Below are 20,855 nucleotides of genomic sequence, written 5' to 3'. Positions count from 1 at the left end.
TGCCTTTATTTCTAAATCATCTTACCTGCTTGCAACATACCTGTTCAAAATGACATAAAGAGCGCTTAAAAGTGCTGATAGCCAGATTTTTTTAGCTCCACTGCCTGTCCTCGGCTATCAAAACAACGGACTCCTGGTATTTTCGACATCTTGCCAATATAAACTGCATTCAATTCTCTACTGCTAATCATGGATTCTATTAAATCTTTATTTCTATTGGGTACAGTAAAACATAACTCATAATCATCTCCACCAAATAACACCCAATCCTCAATATAGCTTGGCTCTGCTAGAGCCAAAAGCCAGGAAGCAATGGGGAGGCGATCAAGCTCTATATTGGCACCCAAACCTGAAGATTTAGCGATATGACCAAGATCTGCAATCAAGCCGTCCGAAATATCTATAGCGGCAGATGCTAAATCTCGCAAATAGGCGCCTTCTTTCAGGCGCGGTTCAGGCCTATAGAATCTCTGTAGCAGACGATTAAGAGTGTCTTTAGTTGCAATGCGAGCAAGGTCACTAGTCGCATCAAAGAGAGAAAGAGCTGCAGCTCCTTCGCCAAGTGAACCTGTTATATAAATACTGTCTCCCTCCTGGGCACCACCTCGAATAAGTGGCTTTCCTTGAGAAACAGTACCAAGCACTTGAATAGTTATCGACAAAGGTCCCGCTGTTGTGTCACCGCCAACCAAGGCACAACCAAAACTCAATGCATCAGTAAGCAGTGCTTGTGAAAACTGATGCAACCAGCTATCGCTGACCTCTGGTAAAGTTAACGCCAAGGTAAACCAATGAGGATCCGCACCCATAGCGGCAATATCACTTAGATTGACCCGCAAAGAACGATGAGCAATATCAGCAGGGGAGGCCCTGACTGGAAAATGAATACCTTCAACTAATGTATCTACAGTAACTGCAAGTTGCTTACCTTTAGGTATATCTAGAATAGCGCAATCATCGCCAACACCCAAAGAAATGCCTTGGCTTTCCCCTAAAGACGAAAAGTATTTTTGTATAATTGAAAATTCATCTAGTGGCACTTCTGAGAACTCATAAAATTAGTCCTGACTAAGAATCGTTCAGACAGAATTTAAGAATATTAAACAACATCATGTCTGTCAGACATACAATATCTTTTACTATTTGGCGCGTGCTTGGCTTTTAATCTCTAGATCGCGCTTATCTATGGCCACCTTATCAAGAATTCCATTAATATATTTGTAGGTATCGGTTGGACCAAATTTTTTGGCCAAATTTACCGCTTCATTAATGGCCACCCTATAAGGTACATCAATCCTAAAGCATAGCTCATAGGAGCCAATCCTCAGCAAAGCCCTAGATACAGGATCTAAATCCTTGAATTTCCGATCAAGGTGTCCCTCATAAGCAGCATCCACATCAATCAGCTTGCTTGGTATGCCATACAATAATTCTTTAAAGAACTCAGTATCTACTTTATCCATATTGTTGTCAGTAGCAAATTCAACCTCTATGCAGCTAATCTCAGAACCAGAAATTTCCCACTGATAAAAGGCCTGAACCAAAAGCTCTCTTGCTTTTTTTCTAGTTGAAGGCAAAAACATTACAATGATCCAAGTTTAGAAAATAAAGAAATCATTTCTAATACGGTTAATGCTGCTTCTTTTCCCTTGTTTTCGTTCTCACTGTCGTTAAAAATTACGCCGGACCGTAATTCGGACTGCTCAAGGTCATTAGTCGTTAGCAAGCCAAACCCAATTGGTAGACTTTCTTGTAGTGTGACCTGGCCTATCCCTCTCGTAGTCTCACCGCATATATATTCAAAATGCGGGGTTCCACCACGAATAACACAACCAAGAACAATAATCCCATCATAGATAGATTTCTGGGCTAATTTTTGACAAGCAAGAGGAAGCTCGAAAGCGCCCGGGACCCTAAATAAGTCAATATTTTTCTCGGCGATACCATAGTCAGTCAGTCCATGTCTTGCCCCAATAAGAAGATTCTCGGTAATTTTGGCGTTCCATCTGGCAACCACTATGGCAATACGTGCATGACCAACGTCGAAGCTACTGTTATCACTAGGGCTAAATGTGCTCATTTTTACTTTCTCAATATGGAATATTAAAAATCTACGTCTTTCTGCAACCAAAGAACATAAAAATTATTCGCAACTTATATATTCAACTACTTCCAAATCAAAACCAGAAATTGCAGTAAATCGGAATGGGGCGCTCAGTAATCGCATCTTATGGACCCCAAGGTCCATCAAAATTTGGGATCCGGTGCCTATCTGCTGATAAACAACATCTCCAGCTTTTTTAGGCATCGGGCTAATTATTCCATCAATACTGAAATCTATATCATCAGCGGTTTCTGGGTAATAAAGAAAGACTACAACGCCTCTCCCTTCTTCTGCTACTTTTTCCATTGCTCGAGATAAGGTCCAACTCTTAAAACCGTCTGGAGACTCAACACCAAAAAGATCTCTGGCTGATTTATTTATATGCACACGAACCAATGGTGGCTCACTACCAGCAATATCGCCCATAACAAGAGAAAAATGCTTCTCATTGCGAGCGGTGTCTAGATAGGTGTGGAGCATAAACTTGCCATATTGTGTAATCACCTCACGCTCACTAATGCAGCTAATGGTTTTTTCTGTCACTAATCGATAGTGAATTAAATCAGCGATTGTTCCTATTTTGAGATCATGTTTTTTTGCAAACAGCTCAAGATCGTTGCGACGTGCCATTGTGCCATCATCATTCATGATTTCAACAATAACTGCAGCTGACTCAAATCCTGCTATTCTTGCCAAATCGCATCCAGCCTCAGTATGGCCAGCTCGACATAAAACACCTCCAGCTTCTGCCTGTAAAGGAAAAATATGGCCTGGCTGAACAATATCTTTTGGGCAAGCGGTATCGGCCACTGCCGCATGGATTGTCCGCGAACGGTCCGCAGCCGATATTCCAGTTGTCACGCCATGAGCAGCTTCAATAGATAGAGTGAAATTAGTACCACGGCTGGCCTTGCTAACACTGACCATTAATGGCAAGTCTAGTTGCCGGCAGCGCTGCTCTGTCAGCGTCAGGCATATAAGCCCGCGACCATAAGTCGCCATGAAGTTTATATCTTCCGGACGAACCATTGTTGCAGCCATTAATAAGTCGCCTTCATTTTCTCGATCTTCGTCATCCATAAGAATGACCATTTTGCCTTGACGTATATCTTCGACTATTTCTTCGACACTGTTTGTCAACATACCCACTCTCTAATAAAAGCCATTAAAAAATATAACCAGCTATTAAACATAAGTTTTTTGCAAAATACTAAGTATTAGCAGCGCTGTCTCCCAGCAATAATCGCTCTACATATCGCGCAATCACGTCCACCTCTAAATTAACTAGAGATCCTGCCTGATAAGACCCTATTCCAGTATGCTCTAAAGTATGCGGCACAATATTCAGTTCAAATTCGGCGCCTTCAACTTTATTCACCGTAAGGCTAGTGCCATCAACAGTGATCGAGCCTTTTTGTGCAATATATTTAGCCAGCTCGTTAGGTGCGCAAATCCGCAAGCACCAAGAACGAGCATCAGGATTAAGGTGGACCACTTCGCCTATACCATCTACATGACCAAGAACTAGATGCCCCCCTAATCGCGTGTCTATCGTTAATGCACGCTCAAGATTCACCTTGGTGCCAATATGCCAGCTACTTACAGAAGTTACAGATAGGGTCTCTGAGGAGACGTCTGACTCGTAGCCATCTTCGAGTAAACTTGCAACTGTTAAGCAAACGCCATTAGTCGCAATGCTATCGCCTAGCTGAATTTTCGACAAATCTAAACTATTAGCTCTTATCCGAAGCCTAACATCGCCACCACGTAAATCCAGTGCCGTCACCTCACCTGTTGCTTCCACAATACCTGTAAACATAATAATCAATTTCTCTTTTATATCGCTGAATTCTTTATTGGTCTGGCCGTTATACGGAGATCTCCACCCACTTGCCCAATATCAATAATATCTAATTCTACTTGTTGGTTCATATGAATAAATGGAAGATGGAACAATGGCCTTGCCATATTTCCCAGCAATTTAGGGGCCACATAAACTACAAGTTCATCTGCAAGTCCGGCTTGCAGGAAGGCTCCTGCAAGTTTTGGTCCCGCCTCAACAAGCACATTATTGCATTCTCTTTCTGCCAATATTTTCAGTAGCTCTGAAAGATCAACTCGCTCATCATTGCCTGGTACACGGACAATTTCCGCCTTACTTGAACCTAAGGCATCCGAAATAAGGGTCGAAGCAATTAACACAGAACCTGTGGTTGATAAAATTTTTGCATCTACTGGCGTATTAAGTTTGCTATCTACCACTACACGTAAGGGTTGCTTCAGAGACAGCTCTCTAGAAGAATCTCTTTTCTCATTAGGCAGTCCGTCACTTCTATCAATCTCTTCATACCTTACTGTTAAAGACGGATTATCCTGCAGAACAGTTCCAATACCTGTAATAATAGCGCAATGTTTTGCCCTTAATCGCTGCACATCTTGACGAGCATGGAAGCCTGTGATCCATTTGCTTTCACCGTCACCCATTGCTGTACGTCCATCCAGGCTCATGGCCAGCTTAATAGTTACCCAAGGCTGATTGCATTTATGACGCTTAATATAACCTCGATTCAATTGCTGAGCTTGAAGCTCAAGCAATGGCCCTTCTACCAAAATTCCTGCTTTTTCAAGCTTACTTAGGCCACTGCCAGAAACTTTTGGATTGGGGTCAGTCATGCCATAGACCACTCTAGCGATTCCAGCCACTACTAAAGCGTCTACACAGGGGGGGGTGCGCCCATGATAGCTGCATGGCTCAAGTGTGACATAAGCGGTAGCGCCATGAGATAATTTACCAATCGACTTCAGTGCGTTGATCTCAGCATGATCTTCGCCAGCTAATTCATGCCATCCTTCACCTAATACTCGACCATTCTTCACAACAACACAACCTACAGCAGGATTTGGCATGCAGGTTTTTTGCCCTCTAGCTGCAAGCCTTAAAGCCTGGGCCATCATTTCAAAATCAAAACTACTTAAGTGATTAATGCTTGTCATCTAAGGTGATTCCTTGCTCCCTTCGAGCGGCTTGCGTTCCAGTCGATCAAGCTCGTCACGAAACTCCCTAAGATCTTGAAAACTTCTATAGACAGAGGCAAAACGCACATAAGCTACCTCGTCTAAACCCCTAAGCTCTATCATTACTCTCTCTCCTATCATTCTAGAAGTGATTTCTCTTTCGCCAGTTGCCCTTAGTTTATGCTGAACATGTGATATGGCATCTTCGATTTGATCAATACTTACCGGACGTTTTTCAAGAGCTCTTAAAAGTCCTGCTCTAAGTTTTTTTTCATCAAAAGGCTCGCGGGTATCGTCACTTTTGATGACTCTAGGCATCACCAATTCAGCAAGTTCATATGTAGTACACCTCTCTCGACAAGACAAGCATTCGCGCCTGCGTCTCACCTGGCCGCCTTCTGCAACTAATCGAGAATCAATTACCTTGGTATCTTCTGCGCCGCAAAAAGGACAATACATAACACTGCTACTTTTTAATTAACGGTGTGTAATTGTAACACATTGGGGTGCCCCTCGGTGGCACAAAGCAGGGCTGAGCTAGAGGCGTGCGAAGTCAAAGACCGGATTTCAAAGCAAACTCTTTATTTGCTATACACAGGAAAACGCCTACAAACCTCAAGTACTTTGATTTTTATTTGAGGGATGACCGCGTGCGAAGTATTATTTTCCAGACTATATAATATGTCACATATCCAGTGGGCAAGGTCAATTGATTCAATTTCAGTAAAGCCACGAGTAGTGATAGCAGGAGTACCTATACGGAGGCCAGAGGTAACAAATGGGGATCTAGGGTCATTAGGGACAGCATTTTTATTGACTGTAATAAACGCTTCTCCTAAGGCCGCATCAGCATCTTTTCCGGTATATTCTTTGCCAATAAGATCAACAAGCATGAGATGATTTTCAGTACCACTGGATACAATCTTAATGCCACGCTCCATGAAAGTGGCTGCCATTGCTTTAGCATTTTTTATTACTTGCTGCTGATAAACCTTAAAACTATCAGTCATAGCTTCTTTAAATGAAACAGCCTTAGCAGCAATGACATGGCAAAGCGGCCCGCCCTGACCGCCAGGGAAAATAGCAGAATTAAATTTCTTCGCTAAATCTTCGTTATTTGTCAGAATAATGCCGCCACGTGGGCCACGGAGTGTTTTATGTGTGGTGGATGTAACAGCATCTGCAAAGGGTATAGGGCTAGGATAAACACCTGCAGCAACAAGACCGGATACATGGGCCATGTCAACCAAAAGATAAGCTCCTACTTTGTCTGCGATTTCACGAAAACGGCCCCAGTCTAGAATTCCCGAATAAGCAGAAAATCCAGCAATAATCATTTTTGGCTGGCACTCAACTGCTAGAGTTTCTATCTCATCATAGTCAACCAAACCAGTTTCTGGATTTAAGCCATACTGCACAGCATTATAAATTTTTCCAGAAAAACTCGGTTTAGCGCCATGGGTCAAATGACCTCCAGCATCCAGACTCATACCTAAAATGGTATCACCTGGCAAACAAAGTGCCAGAAACACGGCAGCATTTGCTTGAGATCCTGAATGAGGCTGTACGTTGGCAAACTTCACGCCAAATAATTCTTTGGCGCGCTGAATAGCAAGTTCTTCTGTCTGATCTACAAACTCACATCCACCGTAGTAGCGCTTATTTGGATAACCTTCAGCATACTTGTTAGTAAGCTTTGTTCCTTGAGCTGCCATCACAGCAGGGCTTGTGTAATTCTCAGAAGCAATAAGCTCAATATGTTCTTCTTGGCGCTGCGATTCGCTCTGTATTGATGACCAGATTTCAGGGTCAAAATTTTCGATGGTTTGGTCTTTATCAAACATGTATGTCACGCGGTTAGTTTTTTTAATTGATGGTAAGAAAATTCTTCATAAAGAGCTTAAATTGTACACAAATTAACTAAGAAATTACACGCTTATTAAGTCCGTATTTTTTACTTACGTGAGATATTTTTAAAGGACTGAATATTATGAAACGATATTACATATTTCTTCTATACAGTCCACCAACATCATATAAAGCTGAACTCAACTGCCCAAGAGAATTCAACTTAGCTGCCTCCATAAGACTTTCAAATATATTGCCTTCACTTAGTGCTGCTAACTGAAGATTGGCCAATAAGCCTGGCGCGTTATTCTTGTTTAGAGAATAATATGCCTTTAAGTTGTCTACTTGAAGTTGTTTTTCCACCTCATCAGATCGGGCCAGCTCGCGACCCTCTATAGTTTCTTCTTCGCCTTCTTTGGGAAGAAATGTATTTACACCAATCAACGGCAAACTTCCGTCATGTTTTTTGTGTTCATAATCAAGGCTTTCCTCTTGAATTTTGCCTCTCTGGTACATGGTGTCCATGGCACCTAACACGCCGCCACGTGCAGATATTCTATCAAACTCAATATAAACAGCTTCCTCCAGTAGATCTGTTAGCTGATCAACCACAAAAGAGCCCTGCCATGGGTTTTCGCAAAAATTCAAACCGAACTCACGATTGATAATCAGCTGTATCGCCATAGCTCGACGCACCGACTCTGATGTTGGGGTAGTTATAGCCTCGTCATAAGCATTTGTATGCAAACTATTGGTATTATCAAATATTGCATATAATGCCTGTAGCGTTGTGCGGATGTCATTAAAGCTCATTTCTTGTGCATGCAGGCTTCGCCCCGACGTTTGAATATGATATTTAAGCATTTGACTGCGAGGACTGGCGCCGTATCGCTCCTTCATAGCCCTTGCCCAGATGCGACGAGCTACTCGACCCATCACAGCATACTCAGGGTCCATGCCATTAGAAAAGAAGAAGCTGAAGCTGGAGACAAAGTCATCTATTTTCATGCCTCGCGCTAGGTAATACTCTACCAGGGTAAAACCGTTGGATAGTGTAAATGCTAGTTGTGATATCGGATTCGCGCCAGCTTCAGCGATGTGATACCCACTGATCGAGACACTATAATAATTTTGGATCTTGTTTTTGACAAAATATTCCTGCACATCACCCATCATTCGCATTGCAAAATTTGTTGAAAAAATACATGTGTTTTGAGCTTGGTCTTCTTTCAGAATGTCAGCTTGAACAGTTCCACGAACCGAGGACAAGGTGTCCTTTTTTATTTGAACATAAACCTTATTGTCCACTAGCTTATCGCCTGTAATACCGAGCATTGCTAAGCCTAATTTATTGTGACCATCAGGCAATTCTCCTTGGTATTGAGGTCGTTTTTTATTCTCAAAAAACTTATCTATCTTACGTTCAGCTTGGCTCCAAAGATCATTCTTTTTAAGGTAAATTTCTACTTGTTGGTCAATTGCTGCATTCATAAAAAAAGCCAGAATCATGGGAGCTGGACCGTTAATCGTCATAGAAACTGAGGTTGTGGGTGAGCATAAATCAAAACCAGAATAAAGCTTCTTCATATCATCTAGTGTTGCGATTGAAACTCCAGAATTACCAATCTTCCCCCAAATATCTGGCCGCTTCTCTGGATCAGCGCCATAAAGTGTCACAGAATCGAAGGCAGTAGAAAGGCGTGCGACAGGCAATCCTTCAGAAACGTAATGAAATCTACAATTGGTTCTCTCTGGGGTTCCCTCACCAGCAAACATTCTCGCAGGATCCTCTCCAGCACGACGATAAGGAAAAACGCCTGCCGTATAGGGATAACTTCCTGGTAAATTTTCTGCTAGCAAAAAATTTAACACCTCTCCCCAGTCTTGGTGTTGTGGCGCCGCAACTTTTGGAATTTTAAGAAGACTTAAAGAATCTATAAAGTTGTCGCCTACAACATCTTTACCTCTGACAGAGTAAGAGTATCTTTCTTTTTCTACACCAGCTTTTTTTTCTGGCCACTGCTGCAATAACTCTATTGATTCCTTAGACAGTTCAGATATTGCATCTTGGTATACTAGGCGCAGAGCAGACAACGTCTTATCAGAGGCTGACTCTAGAAGTCCAGACTTAGAATATAGCTCGAAAGGATTTGGCAATAGCTCATCCTGGAGCTTTAAAAGCATGCGGTAACTCTGAAAAGCTTCTGATGCAAGCTCGGTCTGATGCAAATTTCTAGAGCGAATCTGCCTACCCTGTTCGCTAATATCTGCAAGATAACGAATTCTATTTTCAGGAATAAGTACTACAGACTTGGAATTTTTAGGGAAGACCTTAACTGCTGGTATCCAGACACTTGCATCCAGCTTCTTTTTGTCGACCAGCAATCTACACAAACTGTAGAAAGCATAATTAAGTCCCGGATCATTAAATTGACTAGCAATAGTAGAGTAAACGGGTATCTCATCAAGTGGCAAACCAAACGCATTATGATTTCTTTGCCACTGTTTGCGAATATCTCGCAATGCGTCCTCAGACCCACGTTTTTCAAATTTATTTAAAATAACTACATCAGCATAATCAATCATATCTATCTTTTCGAGCTGAGTAGCTGCGCCATAATCACTAGTCATGACATAAATTGATAAATCAACAACATCGACGATCTGGGAATCACTTTGCCCAATTCCCGCTGTTTCGACAAGCACCAAGTCATAACCTACCGATCTCAAATAAAGAGCGACGTCCCCAAGCACTTTGTTGGTCGCCAAATGTTGTCTTCGTGTAGCCATTGACCGCATGTAAAAATTAGCGGAGGTAAGGCTATTCATTCTGATACGGTCGCCCAATAAGGCTCCTCCAGTTTTCCGCCGAGTGGGGTCTACAGCCAAAACTGCAATGCGAATGTCTGGCCTTTGCTGTAAAAATCTTTCTAGCAGCTCATCAACAACACTGCTTTTGCCTGCGCCACCAGTGCCAGTAATGCCGACCACCGGCGACTTGTTCAAAGTCAAACTCCATTTGGTTTTAAGCTCTTCAAGAACATCGTCAGGCATACTGCCATCTTCTATAGCTGAGATGATTTGAGAGATCCTCATCTCATCATTAATATCTGACTGCAGGACAAAAGATTCTTTGTCTTCTAAAACTGATATCTTAGGATTATCTGGTGATTCATTTTGAGCAAGGCTAAATAAATCATCTACCATTCCCACTAAACCCATTTCCATGCCTTGCGCAGGATGATATATACGGCAAACTCCCGCTGACTCTAAAATCTCTTTTTCTTCAAGAGTAATCGTACCGCCTCCGCCTCCAAAAACCTTTATATGCTCAGCCCCATATTCTCTCAATAGCTCCAATAGATAAGAGAAATATTCCATATGACCGCCTTGATATGAACTAATAGCAATAGCATCGGCATCCTCTTGAATGGCAGCACGAACAACCTCGGCAACACTGCGATTGTGCCCCAAATGAACTACCTCGGCACCTCTGGCTTGAATTAACCTACGAATTACATTAATAGCAGCATCATGCCCATCAAAAAGTGAGGTTGCTGTAACAAAACGCAATGGCCTTGAGTCTTCCTCTGCTCTGTTCTCTCTTTTTGACCTCTCCATCACTTGCTTTCCTTCTCGCAAAAACTCTAAATTTACAACATATATCTATTGTCCGATAATAAATCATTCCTGTCAGTTGCTTATTTCCGCTAAAATATAAGGTACACCAATAACCAGATGTTTTGTAAGCCTTATGTCTCAATATGTTTATACCATGAACCGCGTTGGCAAGATTGTTCCACCTAAGCGGGAAATACTAAAAGATATTTCGCTATCATTTTTTCCAGGAGCTAAAATTGGCGTTCTTGGTCTCAATGGATCTGGAAAATCTACACTACTGAAAATTATGTCGGGTCTTGATACTGATATCCAGGGTGAAGCGCGTCCAATGCCCAACATTAAAGTTGGTTATCTGCCGCAAGAGCCACACCTAAACCCAGATAAGAATGTACGTGAAAATGTTGAGGATGGTGTCTGTGAGGCGATCGATGCGCTAAAAGACCTAAATCAATTATACCTAGATTACGCAGAACCAGACGCAGATTTCGACAAGCTAGCTAAACGCCAGGGTCAGCTAGAAAATATTATTGAGCACTGGGATGCTCATAACTTAGATCACTTGCTAGACATTGCAGCTGATGCTCTTAGGTTGCCGCCATGGGATGCAGATGTAACCAAGCTCTCAGGGGGCGAAAAACGCCGAGTGGCCCTATGTCGCTTATTGCTTTCAAAGCCTGATATGATTTTGTTAGATGAGCCTACCAATCACCTAGATGCTGAATCTGTTTATTGGCTAGAAAAATTTCTAGAAGAATTTTCAGGAACTGTAGTTGCTGTCACCCATGATCGATATTTTCTTGACAACGTTGCTGGCTGGATTTTGGAGCTTGATCGAGGTCATGGTATTCCTTACGAGGGGAACTACACCACTTGGCTGGAGACAAAAGAACAGCGCCTTGATATGGAAAAGAAACAGGACGACGCTCGCCAAAGGACCATTAAAAACGAGCTTGAATGGATACGACAAAACCCCAAAGGTCGCCATGCTAAAAGCAAGGCTCGTTTATCCCGCTTCGATGAAATGAGCTCTCAGGATTTTCAAAGCCGCAATGAAACAAATGAAATTTATATCCCTCCTGGTCCTCGTTTAGGGGATAAAGTCATAGAATTTTCAGGAGTCAGTAAAAGTTTTGGTGATCAATTACTCTTAGATAACCTATCTTTTAGTGTTCCCAAGGGGGCTATTGTAGGAATTGTAGGAGGTAATGGCGCAGGAAAATCGACTCTTTTCAAAATGATTTCTGGTATAGAGAAGCCTGATAGCGGAGACATTATTGTTGGAGATACAGTCAAACTGGCGTTTGTTGACCAGAGTAGAGAAAATCTAAACGACAGTCAGAGTGTGTGGGAAGCGATTTCGGACAGCCAAGAGAATCTCAAGATTGGCGGTTACGAGATATCTTCGCGAGCATATGCTGGAAGGTTCAACTTTAAAGGTGGCGACCAGCAAAAAAGGGTTGGTGATCTCTCTGGAGGTGAAAGAGGTCGATTGCATTTGGCCCTTACTCTCAAACAAGGAGCAAATGTTTTACTTTTAGATGAACCTTCTAACGATCTGGATATTGAGACTCTGAGAGCACTAGAGGAGGCTATTCAAAAATTCCCTGGCTGTGTGATGGTAATCTCACATGACCGCTGGTTCCTAGACAGGATTTCCACACATATTTTAGCTTATGAAGGAGACAGTGAAGTTGTCTTGTTTGAGGGCAGCTTTAGTGAATACCATGATGATTTTGTAGCCCGAAAAGGGCTTGACGCGCAACCTCAGCGCATCAAATACAAACGACTAAAAAGTTAAAAAGAAAAAAGGTCACCTTAATAGGCGACCTTTAGGAAAAAAAATATACTCTAATTTAGAGTATTAATCACTGGTGTTATAAAGATGTAGGTGTAGCGGCTCTCCAGATTCCGGAGTCCAATCAAAGCCTTCTGCATCAAGTGCTAACATTTTTTCTTCTGTCAACCAGCTATAGACCATATTTACGCGTTGTTGAATCACCCATTGGCCTAACTCTAGTTCACCTGTTACCGACTCTTCATCAGTAAAATAATCTGCAGGAACCAAACAGTCGCCATGCTCTTCTTTGTATAATTTCAAGGCAGCAAATGCTCTTTGCCAATCATACTCACGAAGATCCCAGACATAATCTACCGTACAAAGCCTCTGATACTTTTCTCTTGGATAGTTGCCTTCAGTCAAACGCTGCGCTCTGACCCAGTCACCCAATGGATAGTGATCATCTTCTGTAAGGTAATTTTCAGGCACCAAGCTATCACCAAACTTCGCTCTATATTTTTGCGTCTCAGCAAACCCTTTTTCCCAATGAGGCTCGTGAGGATCCCAAACAAATTTTAGTTTATCCAAGCGATTGATTTGCTCTTCTGTCAATAATCCACTTGCACGATCTTGGCGTAATTTCAGAAGCCAAAAACCTAATGTAAACCCATCGTCAGTAGAATAAAATTGGGGGACCAGGGTATTAGTCTCCTCTTTTCTGTAGGTCGCCAAGTGTTCATATGCCACATCCCACGGCGTTTCTTCTGTTTCTTTGAGTTTTGATGCTAGATCTCTATACATAATTTAGTTCTTCTTGTAAGTTGTTCTTAAATATTCGTGCATAGGAAAATATTAATATAAATTTACGAATACAGCAAACCAATGCAACTAGCATGTATGTTGCTATGCGCTAGTGTAACAAACAACTATGCTCATTCGATACCATAAAGGAAATTCAATGACAAATAATGATGTATTACGACGCATTCGCTACACCTTCGATTATAGCGACCAAAAAATGCTTGCTGCCTTCAAGCTAGGAGATTTGGAAACTACTAGAAAGCAGCTTAGCAACTGGCTAAAAAAAGATGCTGATCCAAATTACCTTAACTGTAGCGACACAAGTCTAGCCTCTTTTCTTAATGGGTTGATTATCGATAGAAGGGGTAGAAAAGACGGGGTGCAACCTTTGCCCGAAAAAAAAATAACCAATAATATTATCTTTATCAAATTAAAAATTGCACTTAATCTAAAGTCAGAAGACATTTTAGAAATATTAAGTCTAGCTAGCTTCGAGCTAAGTAGCCATGAATTAAGTTCTTTCTTTAGGAAAGAAAGCCACAAGAACCATAGAGAGTGTAAAGATCAAGTTTTACGTAATTTTTTAAAAGGATTGCAGCTAAAATACCGTGGCAAACCGGAGCCAGAGGAAATAATCAATGCTTCGGAAAGTCTAACACCTGAGTTCGCCTGGAAACCGCTCCCAGTTCATAAAAAATAACATTATTCTATTTTCTTAAAAATATATTTTATACTTGCATCCTACTTAAATTGCACTGAAATAGCATATAAGGCGCTATTTAAATACATGATAATAGGATTTATGGCTCAATATTTGCATGTAAAATAAGTAAATGGGGATAAAAACCCCATTTAAACAGTAATCACAATAAAAAATGCACCGAAGTTGATGCTTTATAAGCATCTAAAAAATTAAAGTGCACTAATATAGGACAAAAGGATACTGGATCATGTTTAAACACCTAAATCGACACTTTTCACTCGCCCCCTCCCTATTATTGACCTTAATGGCTCCAAGTGTCGGACACACAGAAACACTTGATGGCGCTAATACAGCTTGGATCATAACTGCTACTGCACTAGTGTTGTTTATGACACTTCCTGGCTTATCACTTTTTTATGCTGGCCTAGTTCGCGCCAAGAACGTGCTTTCCGTCCTTATGCAGTGCTTTGCAATCACTTGTATCGCGTCATTAATATGGCTTATTTGTGGTTACAGTCTGGCATTCAGTGATGGCGGAGCATTAAACAACTGGATTGGTGGCTTCAGCAATTTCATGCTTGTAAATGTTCTTGAAGACACTCTATCAGGCAACATCCCAGAATCTGTTTTCGTTATGTTCCAAATGACCTTTGCTGTAATCACCCCAGCATTAATTATTGGAGCATTTGCTGAACGCATAAAATTCTCCGCCGTGCTTATATTTAGCAGCGTATGGCTTCTTCTAGTTTACGTTCCTGTTACCCACTGGGTGTGGGGTGGTGGCTGGCTTCAGCAAATGGGGCTGCTAGATTTTGCCGGCGGCACAGTAGTGCATATCACAGCAGGCACAGCAGCGTTAGTTGCGGCAATCGTTCTGGGTAATCGAAAAGGCTTTCAACAACAACCAATGACTCCTCACAATCTGACACTAACAGTGGCTGGCGCCGGAATGCTCTGGGTTGGTTGGTTTGGATTTAACGCTGGATCAGCATTGGCTGCTAACGGGGATGCCGGTATGGCAATGCTAGTGACACACATATCTGCCGCCACGGGAGCGCTAGCCTGGATGATGATGGAATGGATTAAGTATGGAAAACCTTCTGTATTAGGCATTGTCACTGGAATGGTTGCAGGACTTGGTACTATTACCCCAGCCTCTGGTTTTGTGGGTCCTGGCGGTGCACTAATTATTGGTTTTTCAGCAGGGATTATTTGCTACTACGCAACACAGCTAATAAAGCAGAGATTCAAAATAGACGATTCATTAGATGTTTTTCCCGTGCACGGGGTAGGGGGCATTTTAGGGACAATTTTAGTGGGGGTTTTTGCCTCTAGTGAGCTTGGAATTTTTAGCGGTCAAGGTTTAGCTGAAGGAATCGCTATAACTGCTCAGCTAAAAATTCAATTCATTGGGGTGCTGAGCACTTTAATTTATACCGCTGTTGTTACCTATGTTTTACTTAAAGTGATAGATGCCATGATGGGTCTACGCGTTTCCAGAGATGACGAGGAAGATGGTCTTGATCTTACTCAGCACAATGAGCGCGGTTATGACCTTTAGGATATAAAATCTAGGACTCAAGAAAAGACCAAACAGAACGCCGAGAAATTAGCGTTCTGTTTCTTTTTTTTGATTACGAACTTTTGCCAAAAAATTACACATTTTTTCTGCTCCATCAATAATCCTAGGGGTATGCCTTGACAGCAGATCTGGGTGTATAAAATATATATGTCCGTTTTGGACGGCCGTTATTGATGATAGACGCTTCCAGCGATCTAGCCATGCTAGCTGGTTTTTCTTCTCGGCCCCTGCTATCACAACTTGAGGGTTAGATCGCAACAAAGATTCCTTGTTCGCCTTAAGCGCTATCGGCAAAGCTTCAGCAAAAACATTCCGCCCTCCACATAATGTCACCACATCAGAAATTAGATGGCGCCCACTAAGCGTCATTATTGGCTCACTTGATAGCTGATAAAACACGCTCACTTGCGATTGATTGCTATAACTTTTTTTAAGCTTGGTCAGCCTTTTTAAAAAATTCTCTGCCTCATCGTTACCTTGATCCTTGTTACCAACTAAAATACCAATTTTTTGAAGCGATAAAGCTACATCTTCGAGTATCTTTGGCTCGGAAATATAAACCGTCAATCCCAAAGATTTTAACTTGCTAATTTTTTCTTCACCATTGCCAGAACCCCAAGCTAAAACCAAATCTGGCTGCATTTGAACAATTGCTTCATAATTAATTGTGTTGTATGAACCAATACGGGGGATGTCATTCGCTGCTTCAGGATAATCGCTGAAACTTACAGTACCTACAAGTTGCCCCCCTCCGCCCACTGCAAAAACTAATTCTGTAAGATGCGGAGACAAGCTTACGATTCTTTGCGCTGGTCGACTCAACAGAACCTCCCTTTCTGTGTCGTCCATCAAACGCACATCGGCAACTGTTTTTAAGGGAAAAAAAGCAGTTAGCACTGCTATCAGGATGCAGTGCGCGGATCTCTTAGCCGTATGGGTCCTCAACAACTTACTCCTCAAAAAAACAACAGCCCTGATCTAATATAAAAAAATAGGACTAAAGATTAACTATATTATTACTAATAATTTTCCAGTTTCAGGATGCTGTCCAATATTAGCTTTTACATTAAATACTTTGTTGATTGCCTCTACAGTAAAAACTTCTTCTGGAGTACCTATCATTGCTATTTCTCCGCACTCCAAAAGTATTATCTGATCAGAGCACTCTGCTGCCAAATTTAAATCATGCATCACCAACAGAATACCAATACCCTCTTCAGCGCAATTTTTTATAATCTTCAAAGTTAATTTTTGATGTGCTAGGTCAAAAGAGGAAGTCGGCTCATCTAGGATCAAGAAACGCGCCTGACAAGACTCTTTTGTATGCGGATGCCAAATTTGAGCCAAAACTCGCGCCAAATGAATGCGTTGTTTTTCTCCTCCCGACAGTTCGGTGTATAGCCGTTTCGATAGATAACTACCATCTACAACCTTTAGTGCATCAGCCACCACTTTTTGATCTATGTTTGCACCAGTCGCATGAGGAGTTCTAGCTAGCATCACAACTTCTTCAGCAGTAAAAGGAAAATCTAGAAATGAATGCTGGGGTAAAATAGATAACATTATAGCTCGATCAACTGATGGCCAATCTCTGATATCTCGGCCATTCAGAGTTACCGAGCCTGAAGTAGGGGAAATCTCGTTCGCCAGACACTGTAGCAATGTGGTTTTCCCTGCGCCATTAGGACCGACTATTGTAGTAATTTTTCCTGGCAACACAGAAAGATTAATATCTCTCAAAAAAGGAATGTCTGAATAACTGAGTGACAACCTAGAAGCTATTAAGGACATGACTGTTATCTCATTGCTCTATGATGATTTTTTGTTAGGAGCCAAAAGAAAAATGGAACGCCCAAAAGTGCGGTCAAAATGCCGGTCGGAAGTTCGGCTGGAGCCACTACGACTCTCGCAAAGCTGTCAGCAACTACTAATAAAATTGCTCCGGCTATAGCCGAACTAGGAATGAGATATCGGTGATCAGGGCCAATCATCATGCGCATTAAATGTGGCACAACAAGGCCCACAAATGAAATCATTCCAGCCACAGCAACTGATATTCCCACTCCTATTGCAGTGAGAAAAATAATTCGCTGCTTGACTCTCTCCACATCTACTCCTAGGTAGCGCGCTTCTGACTCGCCCAGCAGTAATGCATTAAGTGCCCGGCTTTGTTTCGGAAGGGCAAAAATCAGCAAAACAACAGCGCAACCAGCTATCGCGACGCGAGGCCAATTAGCTGCATCTAGGCTACCCATTTGCCATAAGCTCATGCGGCGTAACATTTCATTATCTGCAACGAAGCTAAATATTCCATTCAAAGCCCCTGCTAAAGCGCTAATTGCAATGCCGACCAAGAGCATTGTTGGAACTGAAGTACCCGTAGAAGATGTAGCCAAACGGTAGACGAGAAGGACGGCTAAGGCACCACCCATGCAAGCTCCAAAAGCAACAAAAGTAAGCCCAAACCAACTGCTGCCATGAATCCAAGCGCCACCAAATACAATTACTAATCCAGCGCCTGCAGAAGCACCGCTGGAAACACCTATCAATGAGGGATCAGCCAGAGGGTTACGAAATAACCCTTGCATCACTGCCCCACAACTTGCCAAACAAATGCCCACCAATGCAGCAAGAATTACCCGGGGAAACCGGATAGCAGAAAAAATTACCCCTTCTTGCTGAACGCTAATCTGGTCTAATGCGGGTTGACCTAGCCCTAACCAGCCAGCCAGCACTTCTATCAGCTTGATAGGAGAAATAAAAACAGGCCCAACCAAGGCAGCGCCGATCATCGCTGGTAGTAGTGCCAACAAGAGCATCAATGTAAATTTTCGGGCTTTCGTCTCTCTCAATTATATTCCTCTGACTTTAGCCCCAGTTAATAATCAACTCCTTTTCGAGCTTTTATGTTGTCATGGTATGCATGCTTCACATCTTTTATCTCTGAGACGGTATCCGCTATCTCTTTCAAAGAAGAGGTGCCGCCACGACCTGTAACTACGACACTCTGGGTTGCTGGCCTATTCGATAAGGCATCAATTACCATAGATTCATCAAGATACTTATAGCTCAGCATATAAGTTAATTCATCTATGATTACCAGATGATAGCTCTCATCACGCAACATAGGCGCCACTACTTCCCATGTAGTTTTAGCTGCAGCAATATCTGCATCACGGTCCTGCGTATCCCACGTAAATCCAGTACCCATCTGATAAAAATCTACTTGAGGGCAAGAATCCCTCAAGTAGAGCTCTTCGCCTGACAGCTGCTGACCTTTAATAAACTGAACCACGCCAACCTTATATCCATAACCAAGAGAGCGCATAACCATTCCAAAAGCTGAGCTACTCTTACCTTTGCCATCACCAGTAAGAAGGATCATAACCCCTCTTTCTTGGTCACAGGCTGCAACATGTTGATCAACTTTTGTCTTCAATTTTTGCATTTTGCGCTTTTGGCGCTCAGCCTGGCTTTCAGTCTCTGTCATGAAATTACTCCAAAGTCAGCTCAAGAGCCAATTAGTTAAAGCGTATAAGTGAATTTTAACACCCAATTAGAGCCATCCATATGATAGCTTTCACTAGCAGTCCTGTAATGCTTATCGAACACATTATTAGCTTTCAACTGCATCTTAACCTTTTCGGCGAGCTGGTAACTTAAACGAAAATCTAATAGACCATAGCCTCCTAAATTCGCGGTGTTAGTTGTATTAGTATAGCGCTTACTAGTTGCATTGAAGGATAATCCTGCATCCAGACGAGAAAAACTACGATCAATATCGAAAGTAAATTTCTTTTTGGCGCGTTTTTGAAGCATCTTATCTGTTTTTTGATTGCGTGGATCGGTATAAGAAAAACTGGTAGTAATATCCCATCCACCAATATTTGTATCGGCACTAAATTCACCACCTTTAATTTTAGCACTGGAGACATTACTAGGGACCCATTGAGATGGATATTCCGCTGTACCAGCTTCGGCCCAGTCAATAAGATTATCGATGCGATTTTGATAAATAGAAGCTTCCCATTTCCATGAGGAATAATCTCCCCTAGCTCCTAGCTCAAAGATTTCAGAATCCTCTGGAAGCAGATCTGGATTACCAGCACCATAGGCTCCAATTGGCCAATATAAATCATTGAAGGTCGGTGCCTTGAAGCCTTCTGCCCAGCTTATCGTCACTCGATGGCTCTTTCCTAGCTGTGCCCCTAAGGCAAAGTTACTAGTATCCTGTTTGCCAGTCTCCTCATTATCGTCCTCGCGAAACCCTAGAACATAATCAAAAATAGAGAATTTTCCTTGATATTGAGCAAAATATGCACGATTCATTCTTTCTTTAACTAAAGCACCCTGAGTATCAGTATATGTTGTGCTAGCGATTAACTCGTCATCATAAAGATCGACACCAAATGTCGCCAGCTGACCGTCAAATATTTCGATATCATTTTGCCAAGAATACTGATCTTTAGTTGTACGAAAATTTGATAAATGTGACCCATCTACAGCATTAGTATCATCAATGTCATCCATAGATCGACCTATAGAAATTTTAGATTGCCACCAATCTGTTAAAGGGGCACTAATATTAAATCCTATATTTTGTATGGTGTTATCTGAATAGGGATCAGTTCCACGTGAGCCGTCAGATGCATTATCGTAATAATTACGAGAATTGGCCTCTAAAATACCTAACCCTACATCCACTCCATTATCAAATGTATATCCAAAGTTAGCGTTAATTGAACGATTTCTATAGCCGTCATTATCTCGAGTCTGCTCCCTATCTTCTAGCTGTGCGTCTATTCCATCTGTTTCCAAATATGATGCATCTAGCGAATAACGCAACTGATTGTATGCTCCACGCGTTGATATGGCAGTTCTTTTTAAGACGTTAGACCCCACCTCAGTAGATATCATTGTTGAAGGTTTAGAATCACCTTTCTTGGTAAATATTTGAATTACTCCGCCTATTGCATCACTACCATAAATGCTTGATTTTGCACCACGTACAATTTCTATACGTTCTATCTGGCTGGGATCTATAAATTGAAAAGATGTACTACCTAGGCCAGCAGAATTAAAACGTTGCCCATCGATTAAAAATAAGGCGTGTCCTGTGTTTGAACCGCGAATAAATAGACTAGGAATTGATCCTGCTCCTCCATTCCGAGCTAAATCAATGCCAGGGACATGCTGAAATAAATCAAGTAGATCGGTTGGCTGGTATCTCTCGATATCAGCAGCACTGACTACGGTGGCTGATGAGAGCGTCTGGGCGATAGATTGTGATGTACGTGTTGCCGTAACTATAACTTCTGCACTATGTGTTTCTGCAGACACTGGAATAGAAACAGTAACAGCAAGAATAACTGCACCAAAAAAAAATTTAGTTTTCATGTGACCT

Annotated in this window: 18 protein-coding genes; 3 read left to right on the top strand and 15 right to left on the bottom strand. The window is 41.9% G+C overall.

All coding sequences use genetic code 11. From position 1 onward, the window contains the following. Positions 1-65 precede the first annotated feature (65 nt). The 9 genes from thiL to ABXT41_RS00530 form a co-directional block, all read right to left on the bottom strand. Entirely contained in the window at positions 66-1,040 is a 975-nt protein-coding gene (gene thiL, locus ABXT41_RS00570; RefSeq protein ID WP_415390898.1) for a thiamine-phosphate kinase, read from the bottom strand. A 99-nt stretch (positions 1,041-1,139) separates the two neighbouring features. After that, on the bottom strand, positions 1,140-1,583 hold the full coding sequence (nusB, locus tag ABXT41_RS00565; RefSeq protein WP_415390897.1) for a transcription antitermination factor NusB: 444 nt from the start codon (positions 1,581-1,583) through the stop codon (positions 1,140-1,142). Next, the gene (ribH, locus tag ABXT41_RS00560) at positions 1,583-2,080 is read right to left on the bottom strand and encodes a 6,7-dimethyl-8-ribityllumazine synthase (protein ID WP_415390896.1); all 498 of its coding nucleotides are present in this window, start codon (positions 2,078-2,080) and stop codon (positions 1,583-1,585) included. The genes nusB and ribH overlap by 1 nt, the downstream gene beginning before the upstream one ends. A gap of 63 nt (positions 2,081-2,143) precedes the next feature. After that, a complete protein-coding gene (gene ribBA, locus ABXT41_RS00555) occupies positions 2,144-3,247 on the bottom strand; it encodes a bifunctional 3,4-dihydroxy-2-butanone-4-phosphate synthase/GTP cyclohydrolase II (RefSeq protein WP_415390895.1) in 1,104 nt (367 codons plus the stop codon). A 67-nt stretch (positions 3,248-3,314) separates the two neighbouring features. Next, the gene (locus ABXT41_RS00550; protein WP_415390894.1) at positions 3,315-3,923 is read right to left on the bottom strand and encodes a riboflavin synthase; all 609 of its coding nucleotides are present in this window, start codon (positions 3,921-3,923) and stop codon (positions 3,315-3,317) included. Positions 3,924-3,940: 17 nt separating this feature from the next. Continuing rightward, positions 3,941-5,098: a bifunctional diaminohydroxyphosphoribosylaminopyrimidine deaminase/5-amino-6-(5-phosphoribosylamino)uracil reductase RibD gene (ribD, locus tag ABXT41_RS00545; RefSeq protein ID WP_415390893.1), complete on the bottom strand. Its 1,158-nt coding sequence runs from the start codon at positions 5,096-5,098 to the stop codon at positions 3,941-3,943. Next, a complete protein-coding gene (gene nrdR, locus ABXT41_RS00540; protein WP_415390892.1) occupies positions 5,099-5,578 on the bottom strand; it encodes a transcriptional regulator NrdR in 480 nt (159 codons plus the stop codon). Between the two features lie 122 nt (positions 5,579-5,700). Beyond that, the gene (gene glyA, locus ABXT41_RS00535; protein WP_415390891.1) at positions 5,701-6,963 is read right to left on the bottom strand and encodes a serine hydroxymethyltransferase; all 1,263 of its coding nucleotides are present in this window, start codon (positions 6,961-6,963) and stop codon (positions 5,701-5,703) included. Positions 6,964-7,120: 157 nt separating this feature from the next. Beyond that, positions 7,121-10,588, bottom strand: a complete 3,468-nt coding sequence (locus tag ABXT41_RS00530) for a methylmalonyl-CoA mutase family protein (RefSeq protein WP_415390890.1) — start codon at positions 10,586-10,588, stop codon at positions 7,121-7,123. A gap of 133 nt (positions 10,589-10,721) precedes the next feature. Between ABXT41_RS00530 and ettA the strand changes: the two genes are divergently transcribed. Then, complete coding sequence (ettA, locus tag ABXT41_RS00525) at positions 10,722-12,386, top strand: energy-dependent translational throttle protein EttA (protein ID WP_415390889.1); 1,665 nt, start codon at positions 10,722-10,724, stop codon at positions 12,384-12,386. Positions 12,387-12,449: 63 nt separating this feature from the next. On the opposite strand, the gene ABXT41_RS00520 is transcribed toward ettA, so the two are convergent. After that, a complete protein-coding gene (locus ABXT41_RS00520) occupies positions 12,450-13,166 on the bottom strand; it encodes a helicase associated domain-containing protein (RefSeq protein WP_415390888.1) in 717 nt (238 codons plus the stop codon). Between the two features lie 157 nt (positions 13,167-13,323). Between ABXT41_RS00520 and ABXT41_RS00515 the strand changes: the two genes are divergently transcribed. After that, positions 13,324-13,866, top strand: coding sequence for a DUF1456 family protein (locus ABXT41_RS00515; protein ID WP_415390887.1), 543 nt, complete (start codon positions 13,324-13,326; stop codon positions 13,864-13,866). 250 nt (positions 13,867-14,116) lie between these two features. Then, positions 14,117-15,430: an ammonium transporter gene (locus tag ABXT41_RS00510; protein ID WP_415390886.1), complete on the top strand. Its 1,314-nt coding sequence runs from the start codon at positions 14,117-14,119 to the stop codon at positions 15,428-15,430. Positions 15,431-15,478: 48 nt separating this feature from the next. Here ABXT41_RS00510 and ABXT41_RS00505 read toward each other — a convergent pair whose 3' ends face one another. From ABXT41_RS00505 to ABXT41_RS00485, 5 genes are all read right to left on the bottom strand, one after another. Then, positions 15,479-16,300, bottom strand: a complete 822-nt coding sequence (locus ABXT41_RS00505) for a cobalamin-binding protein (RefSeq protein ID WP_415390885.1) — start codon at positions 16,298-16,300, stop codon at positions 15,479-15,481. A 159-nt stretch (positions 16,301-16,459) separates the two neighbouring features. Next, the gene (locus tag ABXT41_RS00500) at positions 16,460-17,242 is read right to left on the bottom strand and encodes a heme ABC transporter ATP-binding protein (protein ID WP_415390884.1); all 783 of its coding nucleotides are present in this window, start codon (positions 17,240-17,242) and stop codon (positions 16,460-16,462) included. A gap of 5 nt (positions 17,243-17,247) precedes the next feature. After that, positions 17,248-18,303, bottom strand: a complete 1,056-nt coding sequence (locus ABXT41_RS00495) for a FecCD family ABC transporter permease (RefSeq protein WP_415390883.1) — start codon at positions 18,301-18,303, stop codon at positions 17,248-17,250. A gap of 26 nt (positions 18,304-18,329) precedes the next feature. Continuing rightward, entirely contained in the window at positions 18,330-18,941 is a 612-nt protein-coding gene (gene cobO, locus ABXT41_RS00490; RefSeq protein WP_415390882.1) for a cob(I)yrinic acid a,c-diamide adenosyltransferase, read from the bottom strand. Between the two features lie 35 nt (positions 18,942-18,976). After that, complete coding sequence (locus ABXT41_RS00485) at positions 18,977-20,848, bottom strand: TonB-dependent receptor domain-containing protein (protein WP_415390881.1); 1,872 nt, start codon at positions 20,846-20,848, stop codon at positions 18,977-18,979. Positions 20,849-20,855: the final 7 nt, after the last annotated feature.

The organism is Porticoccus sp. Uisw_050_02 (genome assembly GCF_047729555.1).
Taxonomy (GTDB): Bacteria; Pseudomonadota; Gammaproteobacteria; order Pseudomonadales; family Porticoccaceae; genus Porticoccus.
The sequence above is the reverse complement of the archived record's forward strand: the minus strand, read 5'-3'. Positions and strand labels throughout refer to the sequence as shown.

Excerpts from the sequence above, each read along its gene's own strand:
- nusB (WP_415390897.1), bottom strand. The coding sequence starts at position 1,583 with ATGTTTTTGCCTTCAACTAGAAAAAAAGCAAGAGAGCTTTTGGTTCAG.
- ribH (WP_415390896.1), bottom strand. The coding sequence starts at position 2,080 with ATGAGCACATTTAGCCCTAGTGATAACAGTAGCTTCGACGTTGGTCAT.
- ribBA (WP_415390895.1), bottom strand. The coding sequence starts at position 3,247 with ATGTTGACAAACAGTGTCGAAGAAATAGTCGAAGATATACGTCAAGGC.
- ABXT41_RS00550 (WP_415390894.1), bottom strand. The coding sequence starts at position 3,923 with ATGTTTACAGGTATTGTGGAAGCAACAGGTGAGGTGACGGCACTGGAT.
- ribD (WP_415390893.1), bottom strand. The coding sequence starts at position 5,098 with ATGACAAGCATTAATCACTTAAGTAGTTTTGATTTTGAAATGATGGCC.
- nrdR (WP_415390892.1), bottom strand. The coding sequence starts at position 5,578 with ATGTATTGTCCTTTTTGCGGCGCAGAAGATACCAAGGTAATTGATTCT.
- glyA (WP_415390891.1), bottom strand. The coding sequence starts at position 6,963 with ATGTTTGATAAAGACCAAACCATCGAAAATTTTGACCCTGAAATCTGG.
- ABXT41_RS00530 (WP_415390890.1), bottom strand. The coding sequence starts at position 10,588 with ATGGAGAGGTCAAAAAGAGAGAACAGAGCAGAGGAAGACTCAAGGCCA.
- ettA (WP_415390889.1), top strand. The coding sequence starts at position 10,722 with ATGTCTCAATATGTTTATACCATGAACCGCGTTGGCAAGATTGTTCCA.
- ABXT41_RS00520 (WP_415390888.1), bottom strand. The coding sequence starts at position 13,166 with ATGTATAGAGATCTAGCATCAAAACTCAAAGAAACAGAAGAAACGCCG.
- ABXT41_RS00515 (WP_415390887.1), top strand. The coding sequence starts at position 13,324 with ATGACAAATAATGATGTATTACGACGCATTCGCTACACCTTCGATTAT.
- ABXT41_RS00510 (WP_415390886.1), top strand. The coding sequence starts at position 14,117 with ATGTTTAAACACCTAAATCGACACTTTTCACTCGCCCCCTCCCTATTA.
- ABXT41_RS00505 (WP_415390885.1), bottom strand. The coding sequence starts at position 16,300 with ATGGACGACACAGAAAGGGAGGTTCTGTTGAGTCGACCAGCGCAAAGA.
- ABXT41_RS00500 (WP_415390884.1), bottom strand. The coding sequence starts at position 17,242 with ATGTCCTTAATAGCTTCTAGGTTGTCACTCAGTTATTCAGACATTCCT.
- cobO (WP_415390882.1), bottom strand. The coding sequence starts at position 18,941 with ATGACAGAGACTGAAAGCCAGGCTGAGCGCCAAAAGCGCAAAATGCAA.
- ABXT41_RS00485 (WP_415390881.1), bottom strand. The coding sequence starts at position 20,848 with ATGAAAACTAAATTTTTTTTTGGTGCAGTTATTCTTGCTGTTACTGTT.